The sequence below is a fragment of the Photobacterium lucens genome, from assembly GCF_009873615.1.
GTDB lineage: Bacteria > Pseudomonadota > Gammaproteobacteria > Enterobacterales > Vibrionaceae > Photobacterium > Photobacterium lucens.
The window spans coordinates 22,364-40,609 of sequence record NZ_SSMG01000127.1 but is presented as its reverse complement, the minus strand read 5'-3'; the positions used below and the strand labels follow the sequence as shown (position 1 = coordinate 40,609).

General features: G+C 43.8%; 14 protein-coding genes. 5 read left to right on the top strand and 9 right to left on the bottom strand.

All coding sequences use genetic code 11. From position 1 onward, the window contains the following. Positions 1 to 76: 76 nt before the first annotated feature. Positions 77 to 1,450: an oxygen-independent coproporphyrinogen III oxidase gene (gene hemN, locus E5A76_RS06170; protein ID WP_161118407.1), complete on the top strand. Its 1,374-nt coding sequence runs from the start codon at positions 77 to 79 to the stop codon at positions 1,448 to 1,450. Between the two features lie 87 nt (positions 1,451 to 1,537). On the opposite strand, the gene add is transcribed toward hemN, so the two are convergent. From add to glnA, 5 genes are all read right to left on the bottom strand, one after another. Further along, a complete protein-coding gene (add, locus tag E5A76_RS06165) occupies positions 1,538 to 2,542 on the bottom strand; it encodes an adenosine deaminase (RefSeq protein WP_107167115.1) in 1,005 nt (334 codons plus the stop codon). Between the two features lie 117 nt (positions 2,543 to 2,659). Then, positions 2,660 to 4,075, bottom strand: a complete 1,416-nt coding sequence (glnG, locus tag E5A76_RS06160; RefSeq protein ID WP_107167116.1) for a nitrogen regulation protein NR(I) — start codon at positions 4,073 to 4,075, stop codon at positions 2,660 to 2,662. A gap of 19 nt (positions 4,076 to 4,094) precedes the next feature. Further along, positions 4,095 to 5,153: a nitrogen regulation protein NR(II) gene (glnL, locus tag E5A76_RS06155; RefSeq protein WP_187695565.1), complete on the bottom strand. Its 1,059-nt coding sequence runs from the start codon at positions 5,151 to 5,153 to the stop codon at positions 4,095 to 4,097. Between the two features lie 117 nt (positions 5,154 to 5,270). Beyond that, entirely contained in the window at positions 5,271 to 5,843 is a 573-nt protein-coding gene (locus E5A76_RS06150) for a DUF4124 domain-containing protein (RefSeq protein WP_161118405.1), read from the bottom strand. Positions 5,844 to 5,989: 146 nt separating this feature from the next. After that, positions 5,990 to 7,399, bottom strand: a complete 1,410-nt coding sequence (glnA, locus tag E5A76_RS06145; protein WP_008985960.1) for a glutamate--ammonia ligase — start codon at positions 7,397 to 7,399, stop codon at positions 5,990 to 5,992. Between the two features lie 579 nt (positions 7,400 to 7,978). Between glnA and typA the strand changes: the two genes are divergently transcribed. Further along, positions 7,979 to 9,808, top strand: a complete 1,830-nt coding sequence (gene typA / locus E5A76_RS06140; protein ID WP_161118404.1) for a translational GTPase TypA — start codon at positions 7,979 to 7,981, stop codon at positions 9,806 to 9,808. Positions 9,809 to 9,999: 191 nt separating this feature from the next. Here typA and E5A76_RS06135 read toward each other — a convergent pair whose 3' ends face one another. Beyond that, positions 10,000 to 10,638 (bottom strand): DUF2959 domain-containing protein, encoded by a 639-nt coding sequence (locus tag E5A76_RS06135; RefSeq protein WP_107167120.1) that lies wholly within the window; start codon positions 10,636 to 10,638, stop codon positions 10,000 to 10,002. A gap of 176 nt (positions 10,639 to 10,814) precedes the next feature. On the opposite strand from E5A76_RS06135, the gene E5A76_RS06130 reads away from it, so the two are divergent. The 3 genes from E5A76_RS06130 to E5A76_RS06120 are packed head-to-tail and all read left to right on the top strand — an operon-like array spanning position 10,815 to position 13,129. After that, positions 10,815 to 11,723, top strand: coding sequence for a virulence factor BrkB family protein (locus tag E5A76_RS06130; protein ID WP_161118403.1), 909 nt, complete (start codon positions 10,815 to 10,817; stop codon positions 11,721 to 11,723). Continuing rightward, complete coding sequence (gene dtd / locus E5A76_RS06125) at positions 11,724 to 12,161, top strand: D-aminoacyl-tRNA deacylase (protein WP_161118402.1); 438 nt, start codon at positions 11,724 to 11,726, stop codon at positions 12,159 to 12,161. Positions 12,162 to 12,205: 44 nt separating this feature from the next. Then, on the top strand, positions 12,206 to 13,129 hold the full coding sequence (locus E5A76_RS06120) for a bifunctional GNAT family N-acetyltransferase/hotdog fold thioesterase (RefSeq protein ID WP_107167121.1): 924 nt from the start codon (positions 12,206 to 12,208) through the stop codon (positions 13,127 to 13,129). Here the strand turns inward: E5A76_RS06120 and E5A76_RS06115 are convergent. The 3 genes from E5A76_RS06115 to hslO all read right to left on the bottom strand — a co-directional run bounded on the left by E5A76_RS06115 (position 13,081) and on the right by hslO (position 18,079). Then, a complete protein-coding gene (locus E5A76_RS06115) occupies positions 13,081 to 15,078 on the bottom strand; it encodes an AsmA family protein (RefSeq protein WP_161118401.1) in 1,998 nt (665 codons plus the stop codon). The genes E5A76_RS06120 and E5A76_RS06115 overlap by 49 nt on opposite strands. A 173-nt stretch (positions 15,079 to 15,251) precedes the next feature. Then, positions 15,252 to 16,883, bottom strand: coding sequence for a phosphoenolpyruvate carboxykinase (ATP) (pckA, locus tag E5A76_RS06110; RefSeq protein ID WP_161118400.1), 1,632 nt, complete (start codon positions 16,881 to 16,883; stop codon positions 15,252 to 15,254). Positions 16,884 to 17,200: 317 nt separating this feature from the next. Then, complete coding sequence (gene hslO / locus E5A76_RS06105) at positions 17,201 to 18,079, bottom strand: Hsp33 family molecular chaperone HslO (protein WP_053986621.1); 879 nt, start codon at positions 18,077 to 18,079, stop codon at positions 17,201 to 17,203. Positions 18,080 to 18,246: the final 167 nt, after the last annotated feature.

Here is an 18,246-nt window from a genome sequence, read left to right as displayed (position 1 = left end):
AAACTGTCAGTGCTGAATTGGTAATACGATAGGCACAGTTAACTCTTAATTCTCCCTACAATATTGGAAATATGTCATGTCAAATGAGCAGATTATTTGGGATCAGGCCCTGATTGAAAAATATAATTATTCAGGCCCACGTTATACCTCTTACCCAACTGCGTTAGAGTTTAATGAAGCCTTTACCTCTGCTGAATTTGAGATGGCATGTAAGCAATACCCAGATCGTAAGTTATCACTTTATATTCACATCCCGTTTTGTCACAAGCTTTGTTACTACTGTGGCTGTAATAAAATTATTACTCGTCATCAACACAAAGCCGACCAATACCTTGATGCGCTAGAGCAAGAGATCAAACAACGTGCAACGCTATTAGGTGATCGCCAAGTAAGCCAATTACACTGGGGCGGCGGCACACCGACTTTCTTAACAGCTGAGCAAATTAGCCGTTTAATGAACAGCCTACGTGCATCGTTTAATTTTGATGATGATGCTGAGATCAGTATTGAAGTTGACCCTCGTGAAATCGAACTCGATATTCTTGATCACTTACGCCGTGAAGGCTTTAACCGCCTAAGTATCGGGGTGCAAGATTTTAATAAAGACGTGCAAAAGCTAGTAAACCGTGAGCAAGACGAGCAGTTTATCTTTGCGATGGTTGAACGTGCGCGTGAACTGGGCTTCCGTTCAACTAACCTTGATTTGATTTACGGCTTACCACTGCAAAATCGCGAGGTGTTTGCTCAAACCCTAGAGCAAGTGCTGAAGATGAATCCTGGTCGTTTGTCGGTATTTAACTATGCCCACATGCCAAAACTGTTTGCAGCACAACGTAAGATCAGTGAAGAGTTATTACCTAGTGCCAAAGAAAAACTCGGTATTCTGCAAGACACGATTGCGACCCTAACTGGGGCTGGGTATCAATTCATTGGTATGGATCACTTTGCAAAACCTGATGATGAGTTAGCGATTGCCCAGCGTGAAGGTATTTTGCACCGTAATTTCCAAGGTTACACCACTCAAGGTGAATGTGATTTATTAGGGATGGGGGTATCAGCCATTTCTATGATTGGTGATTGTTATGCGCAAAACCAAAAAGAGCTAAAGCATTACTACCGAGACATTGAAGAAAAACAAAACGCACTGTGGAAAGGAGTCTCGTTAGATGCAGACGACTTACTACGCCGTGAAGTGATCAAAGCCCTTATTTGTAACTTCCAACTAGATAAAAAAGCGATTGAAGCGGAATTTAATATCGATTTCGATCAGTATTTTGCTGAAGATTTAGCGTTATTAAAAACCTTTATCAACGATGAGTTGGTTTCAGTCGATGAACAACATATCTTTGTTGAACTGAAAGGTCGTTTATTGATCCGTAATATCTGTATGTGTTTCGATAAATACTTACGCGATCGTGCTCGTCAGCAACAGTTCTCACGCGTGATTTAATTTTATTAAATTTGCTGAAAAAGCCCCATTCCAGCACTGCTCGGATGGGGCTTTGGGTTATTTTTTGGTTGCTAATGTGGTGGGCAATTAGCTACGCTTTGCAGCCATATCTCGAAGGGCTTGTTTCTCACTTTCAGTTAAGAAAGCGATTTCTAAACCGTTGCGCTGTGCTTGCTCAATTTGTGCTTGGCTTAAACCAACAGCAGGAGCCGCTACTTCATACTCATAAGGTAATTCAATACCTTCAACTGCAGGATCGTCAGTATTTAAGCTTGCTAAGATACCGTGCTCAAGGAAAGGCTTGATTGGGTGATCTTTAATGTTGCTGACGGTGCTGGTTTGAATGTTTGAGGTGATGCACGATTCAATACCAATTTTATGTTCAGCCAAGTAATCCATTAACTTTGGATCTTGAATGGCTTTAACGCCATGACCAATACGTACTGCACCTAGCTCGTTGATTGCTTGCCACATGCTTTCAGGGCCCGCTGCTTCACCTGCGTGAACCGTTACACGTAAGCCAGCATCACGTACTTGTTTAAAGTGAGTATTGAACTGTGTGCCTGGCTGACCTAATTCATCACCAGCTAGATCAATCGCAACCAGTTTATCTTTATGAGCCAGCAGTGCGTCTAGCTCTTGCTGACAAGCATCAACGCCAAAGGTGCGGCTCATAATACCGATCAGGTTAGCTTTGATACCAAAATCACGACAGCCTGCATTAACGCCGTCAATTACCGCTTCAACCACACCCGCTACTGGCAGGTTATGTTTCATTGCCATGTAGTAAGGTGAGAAGCGTAGCTCTGCGTAATCAATTTGTGCACGTAGGGCGTCTTCAACGTTTTCGTAAGCCACACGGCGACAAGCATCTAGATCACCCAGTACCGCAACACCCCAATCAAGTTTTGATAGGAAAGCGACTAAACTTGGCTCTGCTTCGACAATTTGAACGTGTGGACGTAAGCTTTCCAGATCATGACCTGGTAGCGTGATATTAAATTGTTGGCCTAATTCGAGGATGGTTTGAGGGCGAATATTGCCATCAAGGTGACGGTGAATGTCCGTCAAAGGAAGATGCTTGTTTATCATTATGGTTATTCCGGTGAAAACTGAGGGTTAAGTATAAGCAAAGTGTATAGCCTGAACATGATAGTTGCAGCTAAATGTGATCGTCTTCACCTGCAACTATCATCTAAGCTATAACGACTAATCGTTAATACCAAGCTCTTTTAGTTTTCGAGTCAGTGTATTTCTTCCCCAGCCCAATAAGCGTGCGGCTTCTTGTTTGTGACCATGACTATGGTGCAACGCAGTTTCGAGTAAGATCTTCTCAAATTGTGGCAGCGCTTCTCCGAGCAAGTTTTCATTGCCTTGCTGTAGGGCTTGTTTAGCCCAAACTTCTAAACCATGGTGCCAATGCTGTGTGTCTTGTTCCGATGAAGTGTGGCTTACCGGTGTTTCGAGTAATTCAGGCGGCAAATCATTAGGTAGCACTTCATTACTGCTTGCCATGACGGTTAACCAGCGACAGATATTTTCCAACTGACGAACGTTACCCGGCCAGTTAAGTGCTGCTAGTTGCTTGGTGGTGTCTGGGTGCAAGGTTTTGGCTTCAACCCCTAGTTCGTTAGAAGCACGTTGGAGAAAATGACGCGCCAGTTGTGGGATATCTTGGCGACGATCTTTGAGTGAGGGTAAGTGAACACGAATGACATTCAGGCGATGGAACAGATCTTCACGAAAATCACCTTCAGCCACTAATCGCTCTAGGTTTTGATGGGTTGCGGCAATGATACGCACATCGACATTGACCGGAGAATGCCCACCGACACGATAGAACTGCCCGTCTGCTAACACGCGTAGTAAACGGGTTTGAATATCTAATGGCATATCACCGATTTCATCTAAAAATAGGGTACCACCATTGGCTTGTTCAAAGCGTCCTTGGCGAACACTATTTGCACCAGTAAATGCCCCTTTTTCATGACCAAATAGCTCTGATTCAATTAAGTCTTTAGGAATTGCCGCCATATTTAAGGCAATAAAAGCATTGCTACTGCGAGGGCTATGGCGGTGCAGAGCATGGGCAACCAACTCTTTACCTGTGCCTGATTCACCGTTGATGAGCACGGAAATGGATGAGCGAGACAGGCGACCAATGGCGCGAAAGACTTCCTGCATCGCAGGAGCTTCACCGATAATTTCGGGCACTGCTTTGGTTTCTGATTCTGGTTGCTGCTGGCGTTTTTGCTCTTGGCTATGACTGACAGCGCGCTCCACGAGACTCACCGCCTCATCAATATCAAACGGTTTAGGCAAATATTCAAATGCGCCACGTTGATAGGCATTTACTGCAGCATCTAGATCGGAATGCGCTGTCATGATGATCACAGGTAATAGTGGGTAATCTTGCTGCAGTAATTTCAACAGGGTTAATCCATCCGTGCCCGGCATTTTGATGTCTGATACCAGTACATCAGGCACGCTACGCTCTAGCGCTTCAAGTACACTATCAGCATTAGCGAACGTTTCACATTTCATGCCTGCCGCCGTAAGGGTTTTTTCCATTACCCAGCGAATAGAGCTGTCGTCGTCAACAACCCAAATTAGTCCTTTGCTCATCCTTATCCTCCTGTAATTATTATTGTATTGGTAAATGGATAGTGAAGTTGGTGTGTCCTGGCCAGCTGATCACTTCGATTTTGCCATTATGTTGATCGATTAAATTTTGTGAAATGGAAAGCCCAAGTCCAGTGCCATCGGCATTACCCGTTACCATGGGATAAAACAAGGTATCTTGGATTTCTGCTGGGATACCGGGGCCATTATCGATAATTTCTATTTTGGCTGCGGTACGGGTGTATTTGCCTTGGATTAAGGCTTGGTGCGCGGTGCGTGTTTTGAGCTTAATAACACCACCGCCTTGTTTTTTCAGCGCATGGGCAGCGTTACTGACAATATTAAGCAGGGCTTGTTCTAGTTGCTCGGCATCCATCTCAATATCGGGCAAGCTCGGATCGTAGTCTCGTTCAATGATGATATTGTTATCGTTTTCAAGGCAGACTAATTGCCGGACTTTTTCCAATACAAGATGGATGTTATCGACTTTTCTTATTCCAGGTCGCTGAGGACCTAGTAACCTATCGACCAGATTACGCAGACGATCAGCTTGCTCAATGATCATCTGGGTGTATTCGGTATAGCTTGGATCGGGTAGGACTTTTTCCAGCAATTGTGCCGCACCACGTAGTCCGCCTAGTGGATTTTTAATTTCATGGGCAAGACCACGGACTAATTCTTTAGCTGCTTGTTGTTGAGCTAACTGAGTGAGCTCTTGACTGATACGGCGCTGTTGATCGATGGGCTTTAGTTCCAGCATCACGAACAGCTCTTTTTGCCATGAAATAGGGCTGGCATTTAAGCCGAGCAAGTAACGTTGCCCGTCAATGACAAAAGTGACATCACTATCAGCGAGACCTTGACCGCTTTGCAGTGTGCCGGACAGTAAATCGAGATCAAGTGATGAGTGTTGTAATAAATTAGGTAAAACCGTGCCGAGTAGGCGACGCTTACTTGAAGATAAGAGTTGCTCTGCTGCAGGGTTTACGAATCTTATCGTGAGAGCTTCATCGAGCAGAAGCACAGCAGTAACAAGGTTATCAATAATTACAGGGGTAAATGCAGCAGTCACAATCAGCATCCTTGTTGATTACTACAACCATGATGATGGTTGTTTCGGTCAAATGCACCAGTTTGGTGCATTTGAGTGTAACCTGTTTACTGCTGATCGGGCACTGTTAATTGGTGAAACTGTGGGTTAGCGAGGCTGTACTGGCTTTGGCTTGTTTGCCTTCACTGTGGCTCGATGCAGATAAACAGTAATACTGTCTGATGATGCAATAACCTTGCCGCCTTTAACTAGTTGAATTTGTAGCTGGTGGCTACCACGATCAACGTTATCTAATGTCCAAGTGAGTTCAGTTTGAGGATCGCCTTTCACCACGCCATCTAACACCAATTGCGCTTGGGTTTGGTTATTAAGTTTACTGTTGGTGACGGCATGAATATTGATGATACCTTCGTTATTACGAATGGTTTGCTCATGCATTGGCGAGACTAAAGTAATGGTTTTTTCTGGCTCTTCTACCACGGCAACATCAGTGGTTTGAGTGGCAATGGCATCTGCGGTTTGTTCAATATTGCCACTGACTTCGGTCACGCTTAAAGGGTAAGCGGTGGCATCGGGTGTTTGAGGTTGATCGGTAAAATGCACCACGCCATTTTCATCTGTCCATGAGTAGATGGTAGAGGCTTGGGCTGAACTTGCGGCTGTCCATATTAGGGCAATAAGCACAGAGCCGAGTAGCTTAAAAAAACGAGAGAGTTTCATCCGTTAACTCCAAGTTTGTTTGCACGATCCACAGTGGTCGTGAATAAGATACTTCATTGTCGTTGGTTTGTGAGTGACAACAAGATCAAAAAGGCCTGCTTGTGAAGCAGGCCTAAGTATTTAATGTTTAGTAATTAAGTGATTACTTAAACAGAGTAGTAAAGTTCAAACTCTAGTGGGTGAGTTGTCATGTTTACTTTCTCAACGTCTTGAGATTTCAGTGCGATGTAAGAATCGATGAAGTCATCAGAGAATACGCCGCCAGACGTTAGGAACTCACGGTCGTCGCTTAGTGCTTGTAGTGCACCTTGTAGCGATTCTGCAACTGTTGGGATTTCAGCTGCTTCTTCTGCTGGTAGGTCGTACAAGTCTTTATCCATTGCTTCGCCTGGGTGGATCTTGTTTTGGATACCGTCAAGGCCTGCCATTAGCATTGCTGCGAATGCTAGGTATGGGTTAGCTGCTGGATCACCGAAGCGAACTTCGATACGACGTGCTTTCGGGCTTGGTACTACTGGAATACGGATAGACGCAGAACGGTTACGTGCTGAGTAAGCAAGCATAACTGGTGCTTCGAAGCCAGGAACTAGACGCTTATATGAGTTAGTTGCTGGGTTTGCGAATGCGTTGATTGCACGTGCGTGCTTGATGATACCGCCGATGTAGTAAAGCGCAGTTTCAGAAAGACCGCCGTACTTGTCACCAGCAAATAGGTTAACACCGTCTTTTGCTAGAGATTGGTGAACGTGCATACCAGAACCGTTATCACCTACTAGTGGCTTAGGCATGAAAGTCGCTGTTTTACCGAATGCGTGTGCAACGTTGTGAACAACATACTTATAGATTTGAATTTCATCCGCTTTTGTTGTTAGCGTGTTGAAACGTGTAGCGATTTCGTTCTGACCTGCTGTTGCTACTTCGTGGTGGTGTGCTTCAACAACTAGACCCATTTCTTCCATGATTAGACACATAGCAGAACGGATATCTTGTGATGAATCAACTGGTGCTACTGGGAAGTAACCACCTTTAACGCCAGGACGGTGACCTTTGTTACCACCTTCGAAATCAGAACCTGTGTTCCATGCCGCTTCTACGTCATCAATCTTGAAGAAAGAGCCTGACATGTCAGTATTGAACTTCACATCGTCAAATAGGAAGAATTCTGGCTCTGGACCGATAAGTACAGTATCTGCGATACCTGTAGAGCGCATGAACTCTTCAGCACGCTTAGCAATTGAGCGAGGGTCACGGTCGTAACCTTGCATTGTAGCTGGCTCTAGAATATCACAACGGATATTTAGTGTAGCGTCTTCAGTAAATGGGTCTAGCACAGCACTTGATGCGTCAGGCATCATTACCATGTCTGATTCGTTGATACCCTTCCAACCTGCAACTGAAGAGCCATCGAACATTTTACCTTCTTCGAAGAAATCAGCATCAATTTGATGAGCTGGGATCGAGATATGCTGTTCTTTACCTTTCGTATCGGTAAAACGTAGGTCTACAAATTTAACTTCGTTTTCCTGGATCAGCGCTAGTACGTTTTCTACTGACATCTTGAGTAACCTCCGGTGTTATATAAGGGCATGGCCGCAAATCTATGATTGCTCATCAATGGAATGAGCAGAGCTGAATACTCTTTAGCTAAAACCATGCCAACTTTTAAAAGCCTTAAAAATGTGGTTTCTTGCGCATTTCTAAGACTTAATAAATCCATTCTTGCACTATTATGAAACATCAATGCACTGTTTTGGTGCGTTTTGGCTGTTATTAACAATAATAGAACATGCTTACTATCGCGATGTTAAAAATTATTGTCAATTCATAATGTTCCTAAAAAAGTGTTTTTTTATTGTTAAATGAGACTTATGTTCTGTCTGGGGAAGATTTTGCGTGAATTATGAAGAAAAGTCAGTTTTTAGGGGTATTTAGGGGCTGAATACAAGGTTTGGAAAAAATAAAATTTAGCAAAAAAGCGAGTAAAAATGCGGCTCTAGCGCATGGCTGAAAAAAAGCTGGTGATATAAATCACATATTTCGTGGGTTTTGGCGTAAAATCTGTTAGATTATGAGCCGTTTTTTTAATCAAGTAGCTTCTAGTCGAGATGCTGCATGTTCTGAGTGAATGTGAACCCATGTCTAATCCACAGATCGATAAATTAAGAAATATCGCAATTATTGCGCACGTTGACCACGGTAAAACAACGTTGGTTGACAAACTGCTTCAGCAGTCTGGCACGTTAGAGTCTCGCGGCGAAGCCGAAGAGCGCGTAATGGATTCTAACGACATCGAAAAAGAGCGTGGTATCACGATCCTAGCTAAGAACACAGCGATTAACTGGAATGATTACCGCATCAACATCGTAGATACCCCAGGACACGCCGATTTCGGTGGTGAAGTTGAGCGTATCATGTCGATGGTTGACTCTGTACTTCTTATCGTTGACGCTGTTGACGGTCCAATGCCTCAGACTCGTTTCGTAACGCAAAAAGCGTTCGCACACGGTCTTAAGCCAATCGTTGTAATCAACAAAATTGACCGCCCAGGTGCACGTCCTGAGTGGGTTATGGATCAAGTATTTGACCTATTCGATAACCTAGGTGCAACTGACGAACAGTTAGACTTCCAAGTGGTATACGCTTCAGCACTAAACGGTTGGGCGACAATGGAAGAAGGCGAAACTGGCGAGAACATGGAACCATTGTTCCAAGCGATTGTTGACAACGTAGCAGCGCCTAACGTTGACGTTGAAGGCGCGCTGCAGATGCAGATTTCTCAGCTAGACTACAGCTCTTACGTTGGTGTTATCGGTGTTGGCCGTGTAACTCGTGGTTCTGTTGTTCCTAACCAACAAGTATGTGTGGTAGGTGCTGACGGTACTAAGCGTAACGGTAAAGTAGGTACAGTACTAGGTTACTTAGGTCTTGAGCGTCACGATGTTGAAAAAGCAACAGCAGGTGACATCATCGCGATTACTGGCCTTGGTGAGCTTAAGATTTCTGACACTATTTGTGATGTGAACACACCAGAAGCACTTCCAGCGCTATCTGTTGACGAACCAACAGTAACCATGACTTTCCAAGTAAACAACTCTCCGTTTGCTGGTAAAGAAGGTAAGTTCGTAACTTCACGTAACATCCTTGAGCGTCTACAGAAAGAGCTTGTTCACAACGTGGCACTTCGCGTTGAAGAAACAACTGACCCAGATAAATTCCGCGTATCAGGCCGTGGTGAGCTTCACCTATCTATCCTGATCGAAAACATGCGTCGTGAAGGCTACGAGCTAGCAGTGTCACGTCCAGAAGTTATCATCAAGCGTGATGAGAATGGTGAGCTACAAGAACCGTTTGAAACTGTGACTATCGACGTGATGGAAGAGCATCAGGGCGGTATCATGGAGAACATCGGTCTTCGTAAAGGTGAACTAACTGATATGGCACCAGATGGCAAAGGCCGTGTTCGCATGGACTTCATGATGCCTTCTCGTGGTCTGATTGGTTTCCAAACTGAGTTCATGACATTAACTTCAGGTTCAGGTCTTCTTTACCATACGTTTGATCACTACGGCCCACACAAAGGCGGTACAATCGGTCAGCGTAACAACGGTGTACTGATCTCTAACGCAACAGGTAAAGCGCTAACTTACGCTCTATTTAACCTACAAGAGCGTGGTCGTCTATTCGCTGAGCACGCAGACGAAGTTTACGAAGGTCAGATCATCGGTATTCACAACCGTTCTAACGACCTAACAGTTAACTGTCTGAAGGGTAAGCAGCTAACTAACGTTCGTGCTTCTGGTACTGACGAAGCTCAGGTACTTTCTCCTGCTATCAAGTACACACTTGAGCAAGCACTAGAGTTCATCGATGATGACGAACTAGTAGAAGTAACGCCTGAAAGCATCCGTATTCGTAAGAAGCTTCTTACTGAAAACGATCGTAAGCGTGCAAGCCGTACTAAGTAATTACTGAACGCTGATCATTAATTCATAAACAATCCCTCGGTTGGTAACAATCGGGGGATTGTTGTATCTGGGATTTGAAAAAGACAGGTAGTAAAGTGAAAGCAGAAAGTAGGAGTAAGAAAGAGTGTGTCGCTTGAGAGATGAAAGGAGTAGGCAGTGAGCCAACCTAAGTTGACTCACTATTGTTTGTGTTACTTTTTAAGGTGACCAATGAAACGGTTAGATTCTGCAATCGCGCTATTCATATCACGGATTGCTTGTTGAATTTCACGTTGTAGTGAGTTGAATTCACCCTGTAGCGAGCCAATCGCTGCTGCATTTAAGTTATGCTTTAGGTATAACGTGTTGTCACGAAGCGTATCTAATACAGGCTCCATCTTTTGCTCTGCACGTTTCATTGCTGCTAGCATCTTTTGATATTGTGCTTTAGTTGCGCGTAGCTTGTTTGCACTATCACGTTTCAGCGTTGCACTCTTATAAAGCGCAAGTTCATCGTTCCATTCATCAAACAGTGCATCTGCCACATCTTCAATCGCAGCAATACGATCTTTTACTTTATTGACGGCAGCTTCGCTGTCTTTGTATTGATCGTTAACGTCGTTATAAGCGGCTTCTAACTCACCACCGTGAAAGTTATTTAATGCTTTTAGCCCTTCTAATGCGCTGGTAAATTGCTTCTGCGCATTTTGTTGTGCGGCATTTGCGTCTTCAACGCGATCAACCATGATGTCACGTTTATGGACGCCTACTTGTTCCATGGCGGAGTAGTAAGCTGACTGACAACCCGAAAGTAGGCTGACACTAAGTAAAATAGCGAGTAAATAAGGCATGTTATGCTCCTAGTAAGACATGCAGCGTTTGTTAACTATCAATCGACACAATGGGCGGAGTGCAAAAGTTGGATTGATAAGACGCAAAGAATGAATTGAGAGTAGACGGAATTTAATGTCTTTTCTTTAAATGTATATGATTAATAGAACAAAGTTATAAGGCAGACAACAAACAAATGGCGAAGTTGCAATTTGGTCCAAGAATCCGTCTGATGGTGGATTATTTTACGTATTTAATCCAGCGAGTGAATCATGATCGCTTAACCGTGACTGCTGGCTCTATGGCTTATGTGACATTATTGTCGTTAGTGCCATTGATCACGGTGGTGATATCGGCGCTATCTGCGGTCCCTGTTTTTGCTGGGCTTGGCGAGCAACTGCAAAATTTTGTGATTGAGAATTTTGTGCCTGCGGCGGGGGCGGTAGTGAAAACTTACCTCAGCGAGTTTGTTTCCAATGCAGGTAAGATGACTGCTGTAGGTGTTGCGGCTTTGTTTGTGGTCGCAATGATGTTGATTTCATCGATAGATACTTCCCTTAATTATATCTGGCGAATAAAAAAGAAACGTCGCTGGATCATTTCATTTTCTATCTATTGGATGATTTTGACCCTCGGACCGATTCTGTTAGGTTCTAGTATCGCGGTTAGCTCATACCTTGGCTCACTGGCATTACTGGAACATCAGGCGTTACATGGCGTATTACAACAGTCATTGCGCTGGTTTCCTTCCATGATGTCGAGCTTGGCATTTTTATTGCTGTATTTGTTAGTTCCTAATTGCAAAGTGACGTTTCGTCATGCCCTGATCGGCGGGTTAAGTGCCAGTATTTTATTTGAATTGAGTAAAAAAGGTTTTGCGATTTATTTGGCGCATTTCCATTCTTATCAAATGATTTATGGCGCACTGGCAGCCATTCCTATCTTATTTGTTTGGATCTATTTATGTTGGTGCATTGTGTTGCTGGGAGCAGAAATTACGGCAAGTTTAGGTGAACGTGGTTTCTGGGAGCAATCGAGTCAGTTACCATTGCACCACGAAGATAAACCGCAGAGCGTTGAGCCGAGCAAGAAAGAGGAAGCGTAAATGATTGCACTGATCCAACGTGTAAGTGAAGCGAGCGTGACTGTTGATGGTCACATTACCGGAGCGATAGGTAAGGGCTTATTGGTACTGCTTGGTGTCGAAAAAGGTGACGATGAAGCAAAAGCGCAAAAGTTGCGTGATAAAGTTTTAGGTTATCGCGTCTTTAGCGATGACGATGGCAAGATGAATTTAAACGTGCAGCAAGCGGGTGGCAGCGTGTTGGTGGTTTCACAATTTACCTTAGCGGCAGACACCAAAAAAGGCATGCGTCCTGGGTTTTCAAGCGGTGCTGCACCTATTGAAGCTGAACGTCTTTACGAATACTTTGTCGAACAATGTAAGGCTAAAGAAATTCAAACTGAAACAGGTATTTTTGCTGCTGATATGCAAGTGGCATTGAATAACGATGGTCCTGTGACGTTCTGGCTACAAGTTTAACATAAGCAAATACTCCAAACCGAGAATGGAAAGAGAGGGAATTCATGTTTCGACTCGTGACGCCTCAAACAGATGAGCAATTGGCGAATTATTACCATTTTCGTTGGCGAATGCTACGAGAGCCTTGGCAGATGCCAAAAGGCTCTGAGCGTGATGCGTATGATGATTTGAGTGAGCATCGTATGATCATCAATAACCGTGATCAGGTGGTGGCGATTGGGCGTTTATATTTAACGCCTGACAATGAAGGGCAAGTGCGTTTTATGGCGGTTGATCCTGAGGTGCGCCATCATGGCCTTGGCGGTTTGATTTTAATGGCGCTGGAATCGCTTGCTCGACAAGATGGTGCGAAGCGTATGGTGTGTAATGCGCGCGAAGATGCTATTCCGTTTTATTTAAAAAATGGTTTTGCCAGTGAGGGTGAGCTAAGTGATGAACGCGGTCCTGTTCGCCATCAGCAAATGCTTAAACATTTAGAGCCGCTTAATGAAGTGGTTCGCCATCCTGATTGGTGCCATGAGCTACAGACTTTGTGGCAACAGCAGATCCCGATCAGCGATAAGATGGGAATTAAAATCAACCAATATACGGGTTATCGGTTTGAAGTGAGTGCGCTATTTAACGCCAATTTAAACCCCAATGAGTTTATGTTCGCCGGGAGTATTTTCACGATGGCAACATTGGCTGGTTGGGGCTTTATTTGGTTATTGCTTAAAGAGCGTGGCTTGGAAGGTAATATCATCTTAGTCGATAGCCATATTCGTTATTCCTCTCCTGTGACTGAACGACCAAAAGCCGTCAGTACAGTGGAGAATTTACGTGGTGATATCGATCGTTTAGCTAAAGGTCGAAAAGGGCGCATCAGTGTCGATGTAAATGTTTATAGTGGCAATAATGTTGCTTCTTGTTTTACCGGTACTTACCTAATATTGCCATTACACGTTGAAAACGAATTCACTTCTCTTTGACCTGCTTGCCAACGACGCTCTAGTTGTTGGCAGTCTTCTTTTAATACCCATTCCATCTGTTGCTGTTTTGGCGTTGCTAAATCCCATTGGCTTGAGAGTGACAAGCTAAAGTGCTCATTACTGGCAAGCCAAGTGGGCACTGTAATTTTTCCTCGGTCTGCCGTGATATGCAGTGGTAACAGAGTTAATGTTTGATGATTATTAGCAAGATCACTGCTGTATTTTGGCAATACTAAGTCGAGTAAATCGCTTTTTTTACTCCATTCTGAAAACAGCTGGGTTGGCGCAATGTTATCTAGCTGAATATCTCTAAATGTTAGATCAGCTTGTCCTGAAAGACTGTAGTTAAAGCTACGCTGATTATCAGCCAGGCCGTGTGCTTTCATGGTGCCATCTATCGCACCATTTAATGGCAAGGGGAGTCGTAGCCAACGATAAATCACATTAGCTGGTACGCTGTCATTGGTTACTGATAATTGCCAAGGCTTCCCTTTTTCCGCTAATTGAATTTCTCCATCGGCAGTTAACATGCCATGATTGAATGGCAAAACAAGCTTACTGACTTTCCAATCACCATTGTGACTACTCATCTCAGCAATGGGATCGGTGAAAATGATCTGATTGATACTGGCAAACCCAAGGCTGGCTTGAATATCACCTTGCCATAGTCCCCATTTCTGGTTGTGTTTTACAACCGTATTTTTCCCTTCGATATTAATTCCTGCTAGTTGGAAAGGTAGTGTGGCATCGGTGGAAGTGAGTTGTAGGTTATTAATATCAACATTATCAATGGTGAACGTAGAAAGAGTTGATACCAACGCGAGTGCTTTCTCTTGCCAATGCGGTGGAAGTAGCCCCTTTAAACCAGACAAGGTGAGCGCTTTTAGCTTGATAGCATCAGGTGATAATGCACCATCGACACGCATATAACCCCCAAGCAATTGGGCAGAGATGCCTTGGCTAGTCATCAGTTCTGGAGTGAAGTGTAAATCGATGATTGGTTGCTCTAAGACAATATCTTGCCATTTAGCATTCGTCGCACTTACCGATAGGTGAGCATCATCTTGTTCCCAGTAGCTCTGCGGCCACGACCAATTTTCTAACGATAAATTAATGTTATCAGCAGCCCATGTCCTTTGCTCAATGCTGGTATCAAGCATGTCGGCACGCTTGATCACGATATGCTCAATAGGGGTAGCATCAATGATCCATTGCTCCCACGCTGGCAGTGGTTGTGATTGTTGCAGGTGTAATTGGGTAATAGTGATTTGATCAAGTGTGAGTTGCTGTGAGCGCTCATCATACTGGGCTTGTCCATTGAATTTTGCGCGCTGCCACTGACCAGAATAACCCGATAAGTGCCACAGTTGCTGATCCTTTTTACCATTTAAAAGCACGTTATTAAGGCTGAGATGGTGCCATGTCATTTCAGGTGCACTTAATTGAAAGACGCCATCAAACTGTTTCCACCAAGGTAAATTAGTGCTGCGATATTGCCAGTTATCAAGCTGTAGCTGAGCATGCTTGATTGTCATGTTGGCGGTGTTGAGGTTGAGATCATTTATCGCTAGGCGATCAATGGATATATCGGATAAATGTTTAAAAGCACTGAGCTGTTGTGTATCCATTTCAATGCCATTGATCACCACATTCGCAAAGATGGTTTGTTTTAAAGCAAAAGAGCGAGATGATAGCGACAATGTGATGCGTTTAGCTGACAGTAATTGAGTTTGATTTTCTGTCAGTGTTGGATTGTGCAATATGACTTCCAATGGACGCTGAATGTCGTATTGAATGTCGGTATCCGTTAATTGGTAATCCGAGAACAAGGCCAATGCATGGTTGATAATAGGCGTGGCATGGCGGGTTTGTAAGAGCGTAATGAGGGCTGCTAAAGATAGACCTGACAAAAGTAATACTGTGACAATGACTTTGGCTATCCAACGCATAATTCATCCTTGAAAACCCATAAACGATATTAAGATAATTATTATCTATTATGAGGTTGGCGCAAATAGTACAGATTGGCAAGTGGTGTCAGTTTGGTTTTCGTACAACATCATGGTGCAGTGCTAAGTAAGTAGAAAAAAGCCCCTAACAAGTAGGGGCTTGATATTGGGTTTTAATCTAATTGCGGCCCTGCTTTTACTAAAGATTCGCCTTCTGCGGTATCGGTGTACTTTTCAAAGTTTGCGATAAAGCGACTGGCTAGATCTGTTGCTTTACTTTCCCATTGCAGTGGGTCGGTATAGGTATCGCGAGGATCTAAAATTTCAGGATCGACCCCAGGTAGCGCTGTTGGTACGGTGAGGTTGAAAATCGGAATTTGCTTGGTTGGCGCAGTATCAATCGAGCCATCTAAAATCGCATCGATAATGCCACGGGTATCTTGAATCGAAATACGTTTACCTGTGCCATTCCAGCCGGTATTAACCAAGTAGGCTTCAGCGCCTGCAGCTTCCATACGTTTTACCAAAACTTCTGCGTACTGAGTTGGATGCAAGGTCAGGAATGCATTACCAAAACAGGCAGAGAAGGTTGGGGTTGGCTCGGTAATACCACGCTCAGTGCCCGCCAATTTTGCGGTAAAGCCGGATAGGAAGTGGTATTTAGTTTGCTCTGGGGTAAGTTTCGATACTGGCGGTAGCACGCCAAAAGCGTCTGCCGATAAGAAGATCACTTTATTCGCGTGACCACCTTTTGAAACCGGCTTAACGATATTATCGATATGATAGATCGGGTAAGACACTCGGGTGTTTTCTGTCTTCGAATTATCATTAAAATCGATAGATCCATCACCGCGCACCGTCACGTTTTCTAATAACGCATCACGGCGAATGGCATTGTAGATATCAGGTTCAGCTTCTTTTGAGAGGTTGATGGTTTTGGCATAACAACCACCTTCGAAGTTGAATACACCGTTATCGTCCCAGCCATGCTCATCATCACCGATCAAGGCGCGTTTAGGATCTGTTGATAGGGTGGTTTTCCCTGTGCCTGATAGACCAAAGAATATTGCAACATCACCTGTTTCACCCATGTTGGCGGAGCAGTGCATAGAGGCGATGTCTTTTAGCGGTAAGAAGTAGTTCATCATCGCGAACATACCTTTTTTCATCTCACCACCGTACCAAGTACCGCCGATCAGCTGCATTTTTTCTGAAAGGTTAAACACGGTGAAGTTTTCGGAGTTCATGCCGTGCTCTTGCCACTTAGGGTTAGTACATTTGGAGCCGTTCATTATCACGAAGTCAGGCTCAAAGGAGGCGAGCTCTGCTTCAGTTGGACGAATAAACATATTTTTGACGAAGTGTGCTTGCCAAGCTACTTCAGTGATCACACGAATACATAAACGTGTATCTGGGTTAGCGCCACAATATCCATCTACCACAAAAAGACGCTTATTAGACAGTTGTGTCGTAACGAGGGCTTTTAGATTATTCCAAGCGCTTTGGCTTAAGGCTTTATTGTCATTTTTGCCTTGATCTGACCACCATAGGGTATCTTTCGTGGTGCCATCTTTCACAATAAATTTATCTTGTGGTGAACGACCGGTGAAGATCCCTGTATCGACAGCAACGGCACCTAATTCGGTGACAATGCCTTTCTCAAACCCTTTTAGTTCTGCTTTCGTTTCTTCTTCAAACAACATTTCGTAAGAAGGATTACGAATTACATCTGTAACATTGAGTATACCGTACTGGGATAGATCCATGTTTGTTGCAACCTTATTATCGACACACATCGTGTTCATTGGCGCTCCTTGGGTAAGATGTTGTTTAACTATTAACCATGCTAGCAACCATAAAGGGCTAAATCAGGGACATTCATCATAAAATAACCATATTTAAATTAAGGTTATTGAAAATGTGATTTTGGTGTTTTTTAGTTAGTTTACAGGGCGGTTAAACGATAAAGCTAGAGGGTAGAGTTATTATTTTTGGTGAAAAAAGCAGCGGTTTTTAGTGGTTAACTTTCAGTGGATGGGAATGAAATTGATTTTTAGGTATAAAAAAACCGGCTGTTATGCCGGTTTTGTAATTATGTTTCATGCTTAATATGAAGCTAGAATTAATGTACTTGGCTGTCGTCTGCCTTCGTTGCGTTCTCACGAAGTGCTGCGATATCAATGCTGTCAAAGTCATAATCAGTACCACAGTAATCACAATGAAGTGATACTTTACCGTCTTCAGCTAAGATTTTTTCAATCTCATCTGGGTGTAGGCTGATCACTGCCGAACCACTACGCTCACGAGAGCAACCACACTCAAAAGAGACTTCTTGAGGTTCGAACACCTTCACCTCTTCTTGGTGGTATAGGCGGTACAATACATCTTGTGCAGCTAGACCAAATAGCTCTTCGTTTTTCACTGTCTCTGTGATGGTTTCTAGGTGCTCGAAGTCGCTTTCGCTACCTTGACCGTCAGGCATTACTTGAAGCAACATACCTGCCGCTTTTGGTTGACCTTCAAATTCACCGGTACGTAGCCAGATACGTGTTCTTAGCTGCTCAGAGTTTTTAAAGTATGCTTCTAAACATTCTGCAAGTGTGTCACCTTCAAGACCAACAACGCCTTGGTAACGCTCGCCTTGAGTAGGGATGATAGTGATCACCATGTAGCCTTTACCCATTAGATCATGGATAGAGCCACCTTCTTTAACATCGCCTTCCCAACGTGCAACACCACGTAGCTTCTGGTTTTGATCGCCATTGATAACCGCAAGGCTAACTGGACCATCACCTTGCACTTGCACGGTAATAGAGCCTTCGAACTTCAATGTTGCTGTAAGTAGGCTAGTTGCAACAAGTAGTTCACCCAGCAGTGTTTTTACTGGTGCAGGGTATTCTGTGCTTGAGATGATTTGTTGGTAAGTATCACCAAGCTGTACTAATTCACCACGTACTGACACGCCATCAAATAGGTAACGGTTTAAATAATCTTTAGTCATTTTCTCTTTATCTCCAGCTGTGGTGCCAACCTTGCATCATGTTCGGTATTGCATCTAAATGCGTTATAACCAGTATTTAAATGAACAGGATAAATACTCATGGTTCCAGCATTTGGCTTACTTGATATAAAGCACTTTGCTACTACCAACGAGAATTGATAAAGGCT